The 15,344-nt window shown below is 68.9% G+C and carries 16 protein-coding genes; 9 read left to right on the forward strand and 7 right to left on the reverse strand.

The features are described from left to right. Window positions 1-2 precede the first annotated feature (2 nt). Window positions 3-1,250: a GAF domain-containing protein gene (locus OG876_RS31590; RefSeq protein WP_328520319.1), complete on the reverse strand. Its 1,248-nt coding sequence runs from the start codon at window positions 1,248-1,250 to the stop codon at window positions 3-5. An 85-nt stretch (window positions 1,251-1,335) separates the two neighbouring features. Here OG876_RS31590 and OG876_RS31595 point away from each other — a divergent pair, with 85 nt between their 5' ends. Further along, window positions 1,336-2,316: a methyltransferase gene (locus OG876_RS31595; RefSeq protein WP_328520320.1), complete on the forward strand. Its 981-nt coding sequence runs from the start codon at window positions 1,336-1,338 to the stop codon at window positions 2,314-2,316. A gap of 1 nt (window position 2,317) precedes the next feature. Here OG876_RS31595 and OG876_RS31600 read toward each other — a convergent pair whose 3' ends face one another. Genes OG876_RS31600 through OG876_RS31610 form a run of 3 tightly spaced genes read right to left on the reverse strand, consistent with a single transcriptional unit; the run spans window position 2,318 to window position 5,752 of the window. Continuing rightward, window positions 2,318-3,097: an ABC transporter permease gene (locus tag OG876_RS31600; protein ID WP_328520321.1), complete on the reverse strand. Its 780-nt coding sequence runs from the start codon at window positions 3,095-3,097 to the stop codon at window positions 2,318-2,320. Further along, complete coding sequence (locus tag OG876_RS31605) at window positions 3,094-3,990, reverse strand: ABC transporter ATP-binding protein (RefSeq protein ID WP_328520322.1); 897 nt, start codon at window positions 3,988-3,990, stop codon at window positions 3,094-3,096. Before OG876_RS31605 ends, OG876_RS31600 begins: the two co-directional genes overlap by 4 nt. 19 nt (window positions 3,991-4,009) lie before the next feature. Then, window positions 4,010-5,752 (reverse strand): cytochrome c biogenesis protein CcdA, encoded by a 1,743-nt coding sequence (locus OG876_RS31610; RefSeq protein WP_328520323.1) that lies wholly within the window; start codon window positions 5,750-5,752, stop codon window positions 4,010-4,012. 105 nt (window positions 5,753-5,857) lie between these two features. Here OG876_RS31610 and OG876_RS31615 point away from each other — a divergent pair, with 105 nt between their 5' ends. The 4 genes from OG876_RS31615 to OG876_RS31630 all read left to right on the forward strand — a co-directional run bounded on the left by OG876_RS31615 (window position 5,858) and on the right by OG876_RS31630 (window position 8,560). Continuing rightward, window positions 5,858-6,322, forward strand: coding sequence for a MarR family winged helix-turn-helix transcriptional regulator (locus OG876_RS31615; protein WP_328520324.1), 465 nt, complete (start codon window positions 5,858-5,860; stop codon window positions 6,320-6,322). A gap of 69 nt (window positions 6,323-6,391) precedes the next feature. Continuing rightward, window positions 6,392-6,655: a hypothetical protein gene (locus OG876_RS31620; protein WP_328520325.1), complete on the forward strand. Its 264-nt coding sequence runs from the start codon at window positions 6,392-6,394 to the stop codon at window positions 6,653-6,655. 67 nt (window positions 6,656-6,722) lie between these two features. Next, window positions 6,723-7,760, forward strand: coding sequence for a Dyp-type peroxidase (locus OG876_RS31625; protein ID WP_328520326.1), 1,038 nt, complete (start codon window positions 6,723-6,725; stop codon window positions 7,758-7,760). Further along, entirely contained in the window at window positions 7,757-8,560 is an 804-nt protein-coding gene (locus tag OG876_RS31630) for a family 1 encapsulin nanocompartment shell protein (RefSeq protein WP_328520327.1), read from the forward strand. Before OG876_RS31625 ends, OG876_RS31630 begins: the two co-directional genes overlap by 4 nt. Window positions 8,561-8,572: 12 nt before the next feature. Here OG876_RS31630 and OG876_RS31635 read toward each other — a convergent pair whose 3' ends face one another. Beyond that, on the reverse strand, window positions 8,573-9,025 hold the full coding sequence (locus OG876_RS31635; RefSeq protein WP_328520328.1) for a hypothetical protein: 453 nt from the start codon (window positions 9,023-9,025) through the stop codon (window positions 8,573-8,575). A gap of 22 nt (window positions 9,026-9,047) precedes the next feature. Then, window positions 9,048-9,881, reverse strand: a complete 834-nt coding sequence (locus OG876_RS31640) for a nuclear transport factor 2 family protein (protein WP_328520329.1) — start codon at window positions 9,879-9,881, stop codon at window positions 9,048-9,050. A 170-nt stretch (window positions 9,882-10,051) separates the two neighbouring features. Here OG876_RS31640 and OG876_RS31645 point away from each other — a divergent pair, with 170 nt between their 5' ends. Both OG876_RS31645 and OG876_RS31650 read left to right on the forward strand, forming a co-directional pair. Next, window positions 10,052-10,984 carry a GTP-binding protein LepA gene (locus tag OG876_RS31645; RefSeq protein WP_328520330.1) on the forward strand — a complete coding sequence of 311 codons (933 nt, stop codon included), beginning with the start codon at window positions 10,052-10,054 and terminating at the stop codon, window positions 10,982-10,984. Continuing rightward, window positions 10,981-11,574 (forward strand): TetR/AcrR family transcriptional regulator, encoded by a 594-nt coding sequence (locus OG876_RS31650; protein ID WP_328520331.1) that lies wholly within the window; start codon window positions 10,981-10,983, stop codon window positions 11,572-11,574. Before OG876_RS31645 ends, OG876_RS31650 begins: the two co-directional genes overlap by 4 nt. Window positions 11,575-11,599: 25 nt before the next feature. Here the strand turns inward: OG876_RS31650 and OG876_RS31655 are convergent, their stop codons facing one another. Further along, window positions 11,600-12,403 carry an NPP1 family protein gene (locus tag OG876_RS31655; protein WP_328520332.1) on the reverse strand — a complete coding sequence of 268 codons (804 nt, stop codon included), beginning with the start codon at window positions 12,401-12,403 and terminating at the stop codon, window positions 11,600-11,602. 170 nt (window positions 12,404-12,573) lie between these two features. Here OG876_RS31655 and OG876_RS31660 point away from each other — a divergent pair, with 170 nt between their 5' ends. Together OG876_RS31660 and OG876_RS31665 are read left to right on the forward strand one after the other, a co-directional pair. Further along, a complete protein-coding gene (locus tag OG876_RS31660) occupies window positions 12,574-14,247 on the forward strand; it encodes an alpha-amylase family protein (RefSeq protein WP_328520333.1) in 1,674 nt (557 codons plus the stop codon). 25 nt (window positions 14,248-14,272) lie between these two features. Next, window positions 14,273-15,286 (forward strand): DNA topoisomerase IB, encoded by a 1,014-nt coding sequence (locus tag OG876_RS31665; protein ID WP_328520334.1) that lies wholly within the window; start codon window positions 14,273-14,275, stop codon window positions 15,284-15,286. Window positions 15,287-15,344 lie beyond the last annotated feature (58 nt).

The following is a 15,344-nucleotide window of genomic DNA, read 5'->3' on the forward strand; positions in this document are numbered from 1 at the left end:
GGTCAGCCTTCGGTCCCGGCGGAGTCCAGTCCGTAGTCCGCGCGCAGCCGGCGTACTTCGGACTGGGCCGCGGACCACAGCGGTGAAGTCGGAGACATCAGCGACAGTTGGCGTTCCCACGCGGCCAGGTCGTTGACACCGGCGTACGAGCGGGTCCATGCCGCGACCAGGTCCACGTCGTACGTCTGCAGGACAGCGGCCCGGATCCGGTTCTCGAGCCGGTTCCGGGAGGCGACCACGCCGGGTGCGTCGGACTGCGGCAGCAAGGGTCCGACGTAGCGACGCAGGGCTGACGACAACCGGTGGGAGTCGAGGTCGTCGGCGGTCTCGAGCCAGTCGGCGGCGATGTCCGGGTGCAGGCGGTACGGCCGCGACTCGACGATGTCGGCGCCGAGCAGAGCGCGCAGGCGGGTGACCTCCCCGCGGAGTGAGGACCGGTGGTCGTCCTCGCCGTACAGGGCGTCCGACAACTCCTCGGCGCTCAGGCCCTCCGGGTGTGAGGCCAGGAGTACGACGATGTCGCTGTGCCGGCGGCTCAGCCGGAGGTCGCGACCGTCGACCCGCACCTCCGCGTCCGGCCGGCCGAGAGCGGCGATCCGCATCCGGCGGGTCGAGTCGCCGGCGACCTTGCGAAGGATCATCAACCGGCCCAGCTCGGCCTCGGCCATCCGGGCAGCCGCCCGCACCATCGCCAGCGACTGCGGCGAGCTGGCGTCGGCGGTGCCGGTGATGTCGACGACGCCGAGCACGCGCTGGGTCTCCGGGTCGTAGATCGGGGCCGCGGCGCACGACCACGGCTGCACCAGGAGCGTGAAGTGCTCCGCGGACCGGATCTGCACCGCGCCGGAGACCTCCAGGGAGGTGCCGAGTGCGTTGGTCCCGACGTGTCGCTCGGCCCACCACGCGCCTTCGGTGAAGTGGATGCCGTCCGCCGCGCGAATGGCTTCGGGCCGTCCACACACCCACAGCAACCGGCCGTCACTGTCGCCGACAGCCATCACGTAGTCACTGTCCTCGGCGGCTCGACCGAGGACGTCGTACAGCATCGGGAAGACCGCGGACAAAGGGTGCTCGGCCCGGTACGCCGCGAGTTCGTCGGCCTCGAAGGCGAACGGAGCCGCGGCGTCGGACTGCAGCCCGGCCGCGATCGACCGCCCCCACGAGGCCGCGACCAGGCCCCGCACGTTCCGGCCCCCACCGTCGAGGAACTCCTCGTGTCGGCGGTGCAGCCACCGGTCGACGGAATCCACCCCTCCAGGGAACTGCCGAACCTGCCGAAAGTCCAGCACGGGCCGCGGTCTGTCCCCGGCGGCCGGTCCCGTGGATGATCGGGCCATGGGCAACCCGGGTGGTCTGCAGGCGATGGTGACGGGCTTCCGCGTCTCGGCGGCGCTCAGTGTTGCGGCCGAACTCGGGCTGTCCGACGAGTTGGCGGGCGGGCCGCGCACGGTCGGCGACCTGGCGGCCGCGGTGAAGGTGGACGAGGACAGCCTGGGCCGGTTGCTGAGGGCATTGGTCGCGGTCGGGGTGTACGCCGAGAAGGAAGGCCTGGTCGAGAACACGCCCTTGGGGGAAGGCCTGCGGTCCGATCGGCCGGACAGCCTGCGCCCGTTGGCCCGGACCCTTCAGGATCCCGCACTCTGGGCAGCCTGGGGACATCTCGGTCACAGCATCCGGACCGGCGAGAACGCGTTCCGGGATCTGCACGGTGAGGACGTGTGGACGCATCGGCAGGGCGACCCGAAGCAGAACGCGATCTTCAACGACAACATGGCCGCGCTCAGCTGGTCCGTCGCCGGTGCGGTCGCGGAGGCGTACGACTTCTCCGGGCTGCACAGCGTGGTCGACGTCGGTGGAGGCCAGGGCGCCTTGCTGGAGGCCGTGCTGACTCGGCACGAAAACCTCACCGGTACCGTCTTCGACCTTCCGCATGTCGTGGCCAAGGAACCGAAGTCGAGCGCTCTGGAGTCCAGGTGGTCCGCGGTGGCGGGCAGTTTCTTCGCATCACTGCCGGCTGCCGATGCGTACCTGCTGAAGTCGATCCTGCACGACTGGCCGGACGACCGCTGCGTCGAGATCCTCCGCACCTGCGCCGCGGCGCGCAACCCGGACGGCGTCGTACTGGTGGTCGAGCTGGTCCTCGACCGCCCAGGGTACGAGGTTGTTGCGGCGTTCTCCGATCTGAACATGCTCGTGCTGCCTGGCGGGCGGGAACGCACCGAGGCCGAGTACGCCGCGCTGTTCGACGCCGCCGGCCTACACCTGACCCGGGTCGTCGACACTCCCACCCGGATGGCCATCCTCGAGGCCAGGTGAATCACCCTGTCCGCGGTGCCCAGCGGAAGGTCGTCGTACCGATGATCGTGGCTGCGACGCCCCAGAGGGCGACGATGCCGAGGTCGGCGAATTCGAATCCGGCGCCGGTGGTCGCCGGGTCGAAGACCGTCAGGAACGCGTCGTAGAGCCGTTGTACCGGGAAGATCCGGGCGACCTCGCGGACGCCGGACGGGATGAGCTCCTGGGGGATGAAGATCCCGGAGATGAAGTAGAGCGGGAGGGTGATCGCGTTCGTGATCGGCACGGCCGCGTCCTGGGACGGGATCGCTGTGGACACGGCGAAGGCCAGGGCGGAGAAGGTGAAGGTGCCGACGACGAGCGTGACCAGCCCGGCCGCGATCGTGGTGGTCGGCACGGCGACGCCGTACACGACCCGCCCGATCGCCACGAGGACGACGGTGAGCAGGATCGCGGCGATCGCCGCCGTGATGATGCGGCCGGCCATGAAGGTCCAGGTCGGGAGCGGGGTGGTGCGGAGCCGCTTCAGCAGGCCGCGTTCGCGCGAGGCGGTGAGCGACACGGTGAGGTTGGTGAAGGTCGTCTGGATCACCCCGAGGGTCACGATCCCCGGCAGGTAGTAGGTCGCGCCCCGGACCAGTTGCCCGTCGGCGAGCTCCATCCGCTGGTTGCCGAACACGGTGACGAAGATGATCAGGAACATGATCGGCAGCACGAAGGCGAAGAAGACGGTGCTCGGGCTGCGCCAGAACGTCTTCCAGTCGTAGCGGGCCTGGTGCCGCACGAGATTCGCCGTACTCACGGTTGCACCTGGGGTGCCGTGGTGAGGTCGAGGTAGACATCCTCGAGGCTGGGCCGCCGTACCTCGAAGTCGGCGAGGTCCACACCGTTCTGCACGGCCCAGGTGGTGAGCGTGTGGACCAGCGGTAGCGGCTCGTGCGAGCGAAGCTCGACCCGGCCGTCGGAGACCTCGACGGGCTCGGGCAGGGCCGGGAGTTCGACGCCGTGCGGATGCCTGAAGGTGATCCGCGTGGCGTGGCCGGCGACCAGGGAATCGGGCGGTCCTTCGGTCCTGATCCGGCCGTCCACGAGGATCGCGACGCGGTCCGCGAGCGCCTGCGCCTCGTCGAGGTAGTGAGTGGTCAGCAGCACGGTCTTGCCCGCGTCTCGCAGCGCCGCGATGATCTGCCAAGCCCCTCGCCGGGCTGCCGGATCGAAACCCGTCGTGGGCTCGTCGAGGAACAGCAGTTCGGGGTTGCCGACCAACGCGATGCCCATGTCGAGCCTGCGCTGCTGACCGCCGGACAGCCGGCCGGCGCGAGTGTCGCGCTGCGCCTCGAGACCGACGAGCCGGATCACCTCCTCGACCGGGAGGGGCTGTGGGTAATAGCCCGCGAACTGGGCGAGTGACTCGCGCACGGTCAGCATCGGTTCGACCTGCCAGGTCTGCAGCATCACGCCGACGCGAGCGCGCCACCCGCCGTCCGCGTGGGCGGGATCGGCGCCGAGCACCTGGACGTTGCCGGCCGTCGGGTTTCGGTAGCCCTCGAGAATCTCGACCGTCGTCGTCTTGCCGGCGCCGTTCGGGCCCAGGAAGGCGAAGATCTCGCCCGCCCTGACCTCCAGGTCGATGCCGCGCACCGCCTCGTGCTGCCCGTAGGACTTCCGGAGTCCCTCGGCCGTGATCACCGTCATGGACCGAGTCTGGAGTGGCTCAGCCGAAACTGAAAGTGAACGCGGAGATGCCGGGGGAGTAGGTCAGAGTGATCGTCCGGCGTTGCGGTGCCGGGTTGTCGATCAACTGGTAGGTGTTCGGCGTACCGGAGACCTTGATCGTCTTGTCCGGTTCGCCGGGGACCGAGACGGTGACCATGCCTTCGCCGGCCAGGACGTGGTAGACCTTGGCCGCCTGGAAGTTGAGGCGTGCCTGGGATCCCTGGGTGGAGGTGACGCTCTGGGTGCCGACGGCCCAGTTGCCGCCGAGGCTGTAGGTGTCGCCGGGCTGGGCGGGGTTGAGGCCGAAGGCAACCGTCTTGTTCGGCGTGAGCTTGCCGGTGCCCTTCAGGTTCGTCGACCGGGAGTAGGCCAGGTAGGTCTCAGGTGTGGTGCCGTCGGCGCCGATCGAGTCGGCCTTGACGGTACCGTCCACCGGAGGGGGCAGCCGCACCTCGGGGTTGGCGGCCGTCAGCAGCTCGCGGATCTGGTCCTCGGTCTGGCCGTAGCCGCCCTCGCCGAACTTGATCGACCGAACGTTGCCCTCGGCATCGACCAGGTACTTCGCCGGCCAGTACTGGTTGCGGTACGCCGTCCAGGTGGCCAGGTTGTTGTCCTGGACCACGGGATAGGTGATCTGCTCCTTGCCGATCGCCGACCGCACGTTCGCCGCCGACTTCTCGAACGCGAACTCAGGCGAGTGGACCCCGACGATCTCCAGGCCCAGGGATCGGTAGGCCTTGTCCCAGGCGAGCAGATGCGGGGTGGCGCGCTGGCAGTTGATGCACGAGTAGGCCCAGAAGTCGACCAGGACGACCTTGCCCTTGAGCCCGGCGAGGGTCGCCGGCCGACCACCGGGGGTGTTGAACCACTTCTGCGTGCCACGGAACTCCGGTGCGGCGCCGCAGGAGGCGAGCTGGGCCGCGCCGGGAGTGCACTTGGCGAGTTCTTCACTGCCGGTGCCGATCGCTGGGGCCAGGGCGCCCTGGACGGTCTTGTTCTCGGCGACCTTCTTCTCCAGGCCGCTGGTGTAGCTGGGAAGCGCCCGCTGGATCACGTCGGTGACGTTGAACGCCAGCGCGACCGCCAATGCGATCATCACCACGCCACCGGCGATCCGGAACCCGCGAGCGTGGTCGCGGTAAGCCTTCACCCGCTGCGAGATCCGCGAACCGGCGGACGCGAAGACCAGCAACGGCAGCGCCGCACCGATCGCGAACGAGACTGTCAGTACGACGGTCCGCCACCCGACGTTGCCTGTGGCACCGGCCACCGTGATGGCGGCCAGCACCGGACCCGCGCACGGCACGTACAGCGTGCCGAGACCCAGCCCCAGGACGAACGCACTGTTGCCGTTCCGGTTCACCTTCGGGAGGCGGTAGAACGGCTTCTCGATCCAGTGGCCCAGCGCCGGGAAGATCAGGCCGAGGCCGACCACGGTGAGGACCGTGAGCCCGGCCCAGCGCAGGAAGTCGTCCGGAAGACCGAGCGCGGACAGGATCACCGACCCGGCCAGCGTGAACAGGCTGAAGCTGACCACGATCCCGCCGATGATCTTGAGCGGCCGCAGATCGCGTGTCGTCTTCGCGGTCTCGACCAGCACGCTGCCCGCGGCCGCGGGCTGTCCGGTCGTGCCCGCGAAGAAGATGATCGGCAGCATCGGCAGCACGCACGGCGAGACGCCGGTGATCAGCCCACCGAGAAGTCCGATCAGGGCCAGGGTGATCATCGCGAACGTCTCCATCGGTCGGGTGCCAGGGACACCAGCACTTCGACGCCGCCGTACCGCGTGGATGGGTCGGTTACTGTACTAATGGTTCGTTGTGTACGACGTCTCGTGGAGGTCCCGTTGAGTGATATCGCCGATCCGCTGGAGCTGGAGAACCAGGTCTGCTTCGCGCTCGCGGTCGCCTCGCGGAGCGTGATCGCGGTGTACCGGCCGTTGCTGGAGCCGATGGGGCTGACCCATCCGCAGTACCTGGTGATGCTGGCGCTGTGGCAGCACGCGCCGCTGTCGGTCAAGGAGCTCAGCCGGCTGCTCCAGCTCGAGCCGGCCACCTTGTCGCCGCTGCTCAAGCGCCTCGAGGCCAGCGGGTACGTCGAACGTCCACGGGCGCGGACCGACGAGCGCTCGCTGGCGATCACGCTCACGCCGGCGGGCTGGCGGCTGCGCAACGAGGCCGAGAAGATCCCCGCGGCGATCGTCGGCCGGCTGGGGATGGAGGTGTCCGAGCTGCAGCACCTGCATCAGGTGCTGACCCGGGTGATCGGCGCCGCGAATGAGGCCAACGTCTCATACCGTGCGAATAGTTAGGGCACTAATCGTTCGTGTACGATGGACAACGTGAGCGCAGGAATCCGGTCTAGGCGCCAGAGAAAGCCTATGAACATCGAGACCGTCCAGCGATGGGTCGCGTCCGTCATCCTCATCCACGTGGGCAGCGTGCCCGCCGTCACCCTCGCCGTCTACAGCATCGGCGTCGCCGGCACCGACTATGGCAAGGGCGTCGGGCTGTGGATCATGTCCGGCGTCATCGGCCTCCTCACGGTCGCCGGCGTGCTGGCCATCTTCCGCCGATCCGTGCTGTCGCTGTGGCTCATCGCCGGCATCCTCCCCACCGCGATCACCGGCTTCTACGTCCTCTGACGGCCGCGGCCGGCGTGGCGCTAGGCTGGCGGTCGACGGAGCCGGGCCACGGGTGGCAGGGGGGTGCATGGCGCAGGAGGTTCAGGCGCAGGAGGTCCTCGGGCCGCCGCCGAAGGCCGCGATCTTTCTGGTCCTCACCGTGCGTCCGGGCGCCGAGAAGGCCGTCCGCGCGGTCCTTGCCGACGTGGCCGCGCTGACTCGCTCCGTGGGCTTCAAGGCGCCGGACGACGAGCTGAGCTGCGTGGTCGGCATCGGCGCAGCCGTGTGGGGACGCCTCTACCGGCTGCCGCGGCCGGCCGGTCTGCATCCGTTCCGGGCGGTGACCGGCGCGCGGCACACCGCGCCCGCAACGCCCGGTGATCTGCTGTTCCACCTGCGTGCCCAGCGCATCGATCTGTGTTTCGAGCTGGCTCGCCGGCTGCTGTCCCGGCTCGCCGGTGACGTCGAGGTCGTCGACGAGGTCCACGGATTCCGGTACCTCGGCCAGCGCGACGTACTCGGCTTCGTCGACGGCACCGAGAACCCGGAGGGCCCGGCCGCGGTCGCCGCGATCACGATCGGTGGCGAGGACCCGTCGTACGCCGGAGGGAGTTATGTGGTCGTGCAGAAGTACTTGCACGACCTCGACGCCTGGCAGGCGCTACCGGTCGCCGATCAGGAGCGCGTGATCGGCCGGCGCAAGCTCAGCGACATCGAGCTGGACGACGCGGAGCAGCCTTCCGACTCGCACGTCGCACTGACCACGATTGTCGACGCCGACGGCACCGAGCGGCAGATCGTGCGCGAGAACATGGTCTTCGGCGAGCTGGGCGCGGGGGAGTTCGGCACCTACTTCATCGGGTACGCCGCCATGCCGGACGTGATCGAGCGGATGCTGCGCAACATGTTCGTCGGCGACCCGCCCGGAAACCACGACCGCATCCTCGACTTCTCGACCGCGATCACCGGCACCCTGTTCTTCGTGCCGGCCGCGGACTTCCTCGAGAACCCGCCCGTGTCAGCAGCACCGGCCGCGGCACCCGCCGCGGCCACGACTCGTCCCGGCCGTCCGTCGACTGCGGACGGCTCGCTGGGGATCGGCAGCCTGAAAAGGAGTCGCACATGACCAACAACCTGCACCGCGAGCTCGCCCCGGTTTCCGACGCCGCGTGGGTCGAGATCGAGCAGGAGGCCCGGCGTACCTTCACCCGTGATGTCGCGGGCCGCCGCGTGGTCGACCTGGTCGGCCCGTCCGGCCCGGAGCTGTCCGCAGTCGGCACGGGCCACGTCGAGGCCGTCGATTTCGCGGCCGAGGGCGTGATCGCGCGACGCCGCCAGGCCCAGCCGGTGATCGAGCTGCGGGTGCCGTTCTCCGTCACCCGGCAGGCCGTCGACGACGTCGAGCGCGGCGCGAAGGACTCCGACTGGCAGCCGGTCAAGGACGCGGCCAAGCAGATCGCGTTCGCCGAGGACAGCCTGGTCTTCCACGGCTCCGGCCCGGCCGGGATCCTCGGACTCGCGCCGAGCAGCTCGAACGACTCCCTGCCGCTGCCCGGCGACGCCCGGAGCCTTCCCGACACCGTCGCCCAGGGGCTGCGAGCGCTCCGGCTCGCCGGCGTCGACGGACCGTACAGCCTGCTGCTCTCGGCCGACCTCTACACCGCCGTCGCGGAGACCACCGACCACGGTTACCCGGTCCGCGACCACCTCGCGCGGCTGCTGCACGACGGCGAGATCATCTGGGCACCCGCTCTGGACGGCGCGCTGCTGGTGTCGACGCGGGGTGGTGACTACGAGCTGCACCTCGGCCAGGACCTGTCGATCGGCTACCTGTCGCACGACGCCGAGGGGGTCGAGCTCTACCTGCAGGAGTCGCTGACGTTCCTGGCCCTGACGGCGGAGTCCAGCGTCGTACTGACGTCCTGAAGCTCGGCCGGATCAGGCGAGGAAGTCGATGCGGTGTTCGTGGCCGGCGAAGGTGAACCTGTCGCCGAGTCGCAGGCCTTCGAGCGCGGCGTAGATCGGTGAGTCGGCGGACAGACCTTCGTAGGTGACGCCGTCGCAGTCGAAGGCTGCGGCCACGACACCGACGACGTAGCGGGCGCCGTCGAAGCCGACGAGCGCTCCGGGCGTGACCGCGTCCTTGACGCCGAAGTCGAGGTTCTCGATGCGGGTCAGGTTTGCTTTCTGCCGGTCGTGGACGTCGTCGAGCAGGCCGCCCAGGTCACCGGCCTCGTCGGACTGGGACAGCGCGTCGACCGAGTCCGTGACGTCCTGGTCGAGCTGGGCCGCGGAGTCGTGCTCCGCGACGTCCGCGCGGGACGTTCGAAGCTCGGCTTCGGCCTGGGCGATCAGTGCGTCCTTGACCTGCTGTTTGGCAACCTTGTCCATCGCCAGCTCACTCCTTCGAAACCTACGGTCGAGTGGGCGGATCGGCGTCGTCGTACATGCGGGCGGCGGACAGCCTGCCGCTGGGGCCTCGCGTGAAGACCGCGACGCCGGCTTGGGGGGACAGTTTTGTCGCGCCCCACTGAACGATGTTGTACTCCAGTACGCAGGTGTCTCCGCCTTCGATCAGCGCACAGCGCTCCAAGGGGATGCCGCCGCTGTTGGAGCACCACTGCTCGTAGAAGGCCCGCAGTTGCTCGTGGCCTCGGTGGACGAACGATCCGCCGGCGGGCTCGCGGGCGTAGCCGTCGGGTTCGAAGGCGTTAACGACCCCTTCCACGTCGCCGGCCGCGAGTGCGCTGAGATAGGCGGTCACGTAATCGGGCGGACGCAGCGCGGGGTCGGGTTGCAGCAGCGGCGGGCGGTTGATGTGACTTCCGGTCAGCTGCCAGCCGCTGTAGTAGATCCGGAGCTCCTGGATCCGCCCGCGCCTGCGGCGATCCGCGACGATCGCGACGGGCAGATCGACCGGACCGCTCTCGCCGTGCAGGTGCAGGATCACCTCCTCGAAGCCGCGGGCCGGGAGGATGACGTGGTCGACGTTCTCGACGGAGACGTTGTGCTCCGCGAGCCAGCCCTTCATCTCGATGACGAAGGCCTCGAACTCCGGAATGCCCCTGATCCTGCCCCGGACCGGGTCGTGCACGACCGGCTCGTCCGCGAACGAGTCGATCAGCGCATCGACCTCGCCGGCCGTCAACCCGTAGAAGAACGGCACAGCCAGCAGTTCGGCCCTGCGCCGCTTCTCCAACAGGCGCTCCAGGGCCGGCGCACTGAACAACTCTGGCGCCCACGGCATCCCGCAAGTCTAGTCACCTTCCCCCGCTTGGGAAGGTGGCACCGAGCGTGACCGGTCGCCGCCTTGTCGGCGAGGTCACAGGCATTGACTGACTGATCAGTCAGTTACCTTGTTACGATCAGGTAGGGGGATCGATCGGGCATCCCTTTGGATGGAGCGAGGTGCCGGGGATGGCGCTCACGGATACGACCACTTCCCGCCGGAGGGGACGCCGCCGGGAGGATTCGAGGCTTGCCGAGCATGTCGATCGGCTGGGGGCGGAACACCCGCCGATCCCGCTCGACAGCGTCGACTACACCATGCGCAAGCCCGGCCTGCTGGCCGAGCGGTTCGGCACGGTGCTGAACTTCATGTCGCGGGTCGAGCTCGAGGTCGAGCGGAACGTGATCGAGCTCAACCTGCTGATGCCGGATCCGCCGGAGGTCGACCGGCACTTCTATGCCGACGTGTGGCTCCCGCAGGAGACCCATCACGGCCTGATCCTCGATCGCCTTCAGGTGCTCGCGGGTCTCGACGCTACGCAGCCCAACCTGACCGACGTGTCGTTCAAGCTCAAGCTGCTCGGAGCCCTCGGCCGGGTGCACGGCGTCCAGGACGTGAGCCGGATGCTCTACTACCTGACCGGACTCGCCACCGAACGGTCCGCGGTCCTTGCCTACAACAAGCTTCACGCCGGCCTGGTGGAGTTGGGCGAACGGGCTGTCGCCGCCACCGTGGTCGCGCCGATCCGCCGGCAGGAACCGGGGCACTTCGCGTACTACCAGATGGCAGCCCGCGAGCTCTGGTCGCAGCTGTCGTCCTGGCAGCGGTGGCTGGTTCGCACGTTGCGGCGGCAGTCGTTCGAGCCGGTCGGCGTGTACAACAAGCGGCAGCGCGCGGAGTTCGGTCAGCTGATGCGCGCGCTGGGCATCAGCACCGGTGGCGATGCGGATCTGCGGCACTACGCCCGCCAGGTCGGACGGGTCGAGCACGAACTGCTGTGGGCCAACCGCCAGGGTCTGCGCGTGCCGGACTACGTCTTCAAGGAACTCCGGCGCGCCGCCAGGGCAGCCGCCAACCTGAAGGGGGGACACCGGCCTACCGCCAGACGGAGTGAACCGTGACCGCGCAGGCCGCGGCCCGGAGTACCAAGCGTCAGGCCATCATCGAGACCGCCGAGCGCCTGTTCGCCGAGCACGGGTACGACGCCACGTCGACAGCGCGGATCGCTCACGAGGCCGGCGTACCGTCCGGCCTGGTGTTCTACCACTTCGCGACGAAACTGGATCTGCTGCTCGCCATCGTGCACGAGCGGCCGACACCCAGTGAGGTACTACGGTCCGCGACGCGCGGCCACTCGGTGCGCGGGCGGCTGCGTGCCGTCGTCGCCGTGATGGCGGAGGAGCTGGAACACAATCGCGCGGCCCGGATCATCGTGTTCCGCGAGGCTCAGGCCCGTCCCGAGATCGCCGAGCGGGCCGCGGAGCTGTTCGCCGAAGCGACCGCCACGGTTGCCGACGTCCTCGGCGGCGCCGACGACATCGTCGCCGACCCGGCCCGGGTGCGAACCGCCGCCGAGCTCGTCGTCAGCCGGGTGTTCCTCGACATCGTCGCGCTCGGCGAGGCCGACTCCGCGGTGAAGCGGCACGCGGCGATGATCGACCTGGTCGCCGAGTCACTCACCACGCCGCGCCCGGTGCGCGGCCCGGCCTGAGCTGACCGAGCCGCGTACCGCCGGGTCAGGCCAAGGGGTCGAACGGGATCCCGGCGGGCTTGGAGTTGGTCAGCAGGGACCGGAAGCGGTCGTCCTTGTCGGTGATCTTGATCGTGGCGGAGCCGAAGTCCGCGGTCATCAACGTGTCACGCAGCGAGGTGCTGGGCCAGCCGTCCCAGCCGACCAGCGGCGGGTAGCGCCAGTCGTGGTAGTGGTTCTCCGGCGGCTCGTCGTTGCTGTTGGCAAGCCGGAAGAAGTGCGTACTGGCGCCGTCCTTGTGATAGACGACCTTGGGATGCGTGCCGTCGAAGCGCACCTGTGAGCGCGCGTAGGTCACCTGGCTCGCGTGCTGGGTGGTGGTCACGTACTCGACCTGGTTGGTCGACTGGTTGATCCAGGAGATCACGTGCTCGAAGTCGTGCCGGTGGCCGCCGAGGCTGCTGCCGGGCACGGCCTGGTCCTTCTCGAAGTAGCTGGCGTACACGACCGCGCACCACCCGTTGTTGCACTTCGACCGGGCGTAGGTCTGGGAGTTGTCGAGGTCGGACTGGTCCCGGCAGTTGCCGTTCACAGCGCCGGTCGGGTTGAGGCCGGGATTGAGCGTGCCGTCCGGGCCGATGGCCGGCGTGGCGTAGCACCCGTCGGTGTCGTAGTCGTACGCCGGTGAGAACGACTGCTCGTACCCGTTCGCATTCTGCGGGAGGCTCGGCGGCGGGGCGGCGTACGCGGCCGCGGCCGAGGTGATCAACAGTGCGGTGGTGCCGAGTACGACGCCGAGCAGGCGCTTCGCGCGACGCCGGCGTGGCGGCGGAGGGGCGGACTCAGTCATGCATCGCTCCTTCAGGAACGTCAGGTCCGGCCGCGGACGGCGGGACCTCGGGGCGGAAACAACGAGTTGACGATGACAGGTCACCCCCACGACCGCACATACGGTACGTGCCTACAGATTGACGTTCCGTGAACAGCCGTACGACGCATGCCGGTGGGCACGGGGAAGGCATGCGCTTGACGGAGACTGCTGACATCTGGTGGAAGAACGCGGTGATCTACTGCCTCGACGTCGAGGCGTTCTTCGACACCGACGGTGACGGACGCGGCGACCTGCGGGGAGTGAGCCAGCGGATCGACCACCTGGCCGAGCTCGGGGTGACCTGCCTGTGGCTGATGCCGTTCTACCCGACGCCGGACCGCGACGACGGGTACGACATCACCGACTTCTACGGAGTCGATCCGCGGTTGGGTACGCACGGGGACGTGGTGGAGCTGATCACGCTCGCCCGGGACCGTGGCATCCGGGTGATCGTCGACCTGGTCGTCAACCACACTTCCGACCAGCACCCGTGGTTCCAGAGTGCGCGGGCCTCGCGGGAGTCGCCGTACCGGGGCTGGTACGTCTGGCGGGACGAACCGCCGGCGGACGCGGACAAGGGCGTCGTCTTCCCGGACCAGGAGACAAGCCTGTGGCAGTACGACGAGGAGGCGAAGCAGTACTACCTCCACCAGTTCTACAAGCATCAGCCGGATCTCGACATCGCCAACGCGGAGGTGCGTGAGGAGATCCAGCGGGTGATCGGGTTCTGGCTCGAGCTCGGGCTGTCCGGGTTCCGGGTGGACGCCGTACCGTTCCTGCTCGACACGGCCGGTGCGCTGGACGCGGCCAACTTGCCCAAGCCGCACGACTACCTTCGCGACCTGCGCGCGTTCGTGGACCGGCGCTACGGACAGGCGATCCTGCTCGGCGAGGTCAACCTGCCGTATGAGGACGTACGGCGGTTCTACGGGGACGAGGACGGCGACGAGCTGACGATGTGCTTCGACTTCATCGGGATGCAGCGGCTCTTCCTCTCGCTGGCGCGGCACGAGCCGGCCGAGCTGGTGAAGGCGTTGCGCGCGCGTCCGGTGGTGCCGGACGACGCGCAGTGGGGCACGTTCGTGCGGAACCACGACGAGCTCACGCTGGACAAGCTGTCCGAGGCGGAGCGCCAGGAAGTGTTCGACGCGTTCGGTCCGGACAAGGACATGCAGCTCTACGGCCGTGGACTGCGCCGGCGGCTGCCGCCGATGCTGGGCAACGACCAGGCCCAGCTCAAGATGGTCTACAGCCTGCTGTTTTCGCTGCCCGGGACGCCGGTGCTCTTCTACGGCGAGGAGATCGGTATGGGGGAGAATCTCGCCGTGGAAGGTCGCTACGCGGTGCGGACGCCGATGCAGTGGACAACAGATCTGAACGGCGGCTTCTCGACAGCCGATCCGGATGAGCTGGCCACGCCGGTCGTCGAGGGCGAGTACGGGCCCGAGCACGTCAATGTCGCGGCGCAACGGCGCGATCCGGACTCGCTGCTGAACTGGATGAAGCTGCTCATCGAGCGCTACCGCGAGTGCCCTGAGTTGTCCTGGGGAGAGTGCACGATCCTCGAGACCGAAGCGCCGACGGTGTTCGCGCATCGCTCCGACCACGAGGACGGCACGATCGTTGCCGTCCACAACTTCGCGGCGGAGCCTGCCGAGATCACTCTGGCGGTGGCGGGTGCCGGCGCCGGTCTCCGTGCGGTCGACCTGCTCTGCGAGGGTACGACGGACGTCGGCAACGACGGCCTCCTGTCACTCGAGCTCGCGCCCTACGGTTGCCGGTGGCTCCGCGTCGTACGCCCTGGCGATCGCTACATCATCTGAGGCATGCCGACGGGTACCGAAAGGTGTGCGACTGCGCAAGAGTGATCCCGATCAGCCGGGTTTCTCCCGCCGGCGGCGCGGCCGCGGCTTCAGCTATGCCGATGCCGAGGGCAACCCGATCGAGGACACCGACACCGTGGAGCGGATCCGGACGCTGGCCATTCCGCCGGCCTGGACGGAGGTCTGGATCTGCCCGTACCCGAACGGACACATCCAGGCGCTCGGCACCGACCAGGCGGGCCGGCGGCAGTACCTGTACCACGACGACTGGCGCTCGGCGCAGGACGCCGACAAGCACGACCGGGTCCGGCAGTTGGCGCGCAAGCTGCCGGCCTTCCGGGAGTCGGTCGACGAAGACCTGTGCCGCCGCGGCCTCGATCGGGAGCGCGTGCTCGCCGTCGCGCTGAGAATGCTCGACTACGGCGTCTTCCGGACCGGGAACGACGAGTACGCCGAGGAGCACGGCAGCCGGGGCGCGGCGACGTTGCTGCGGGACGACGTGAAGGTCAGCAAGGGGAAGGTGGTCTTCGACTTCGTCGCCAAGGGCGGCCGGCAACGAACGATCGAACTCGAGGACGACCGGCTGGCCGCCGCGGTGCGGTCGCTGAAACGCAGCCGGCACAAGAATCCGCGGCTGCTGGTCTACCGCGACGGCGGCGATTATCACGAGATCGACGCGGCCATGGTGAACGAGCGGTTCCAGGACCTGGTCGGCGATGACTACACCGTCAAGGACCTACGCACGTGGACCGCCACCGTCCACGCCGCGGTCGACCTGGCGCAGGCGGACCCACCAACCACCAAGTCAGCCCTCAACGCAGCCGTGAAAGACATGCTGACCGAGGTCTCGGACCACCTGGGCAATACGCCGACGGTCGCGCGCGCGTCGTACGTCGACCCCCGCATCGTCGACCAGTACGAACGCGGCCACACGATCGCCACCACCGTGGATCGTGTCGGCACCGAGCTGGACGACGAGAAGACCCGAGCGGCCCTGGAACGCTCCGTCAACCGCCTCCTGGACCAAGACACCCGCTAGTCGCCGCGCGCCTACCGGCTAGCAGGAATCCTTCCTGGGGGTGAACCGCAAACCCTGC

The organism is Kribbella sp. NBC_00359, from assembly GCF_036097425.1.
GTDB lineage: Bacteria > Actinomycetota > Actinomycetes > Propionibacteriales > Kribbellaceae > Kribbella.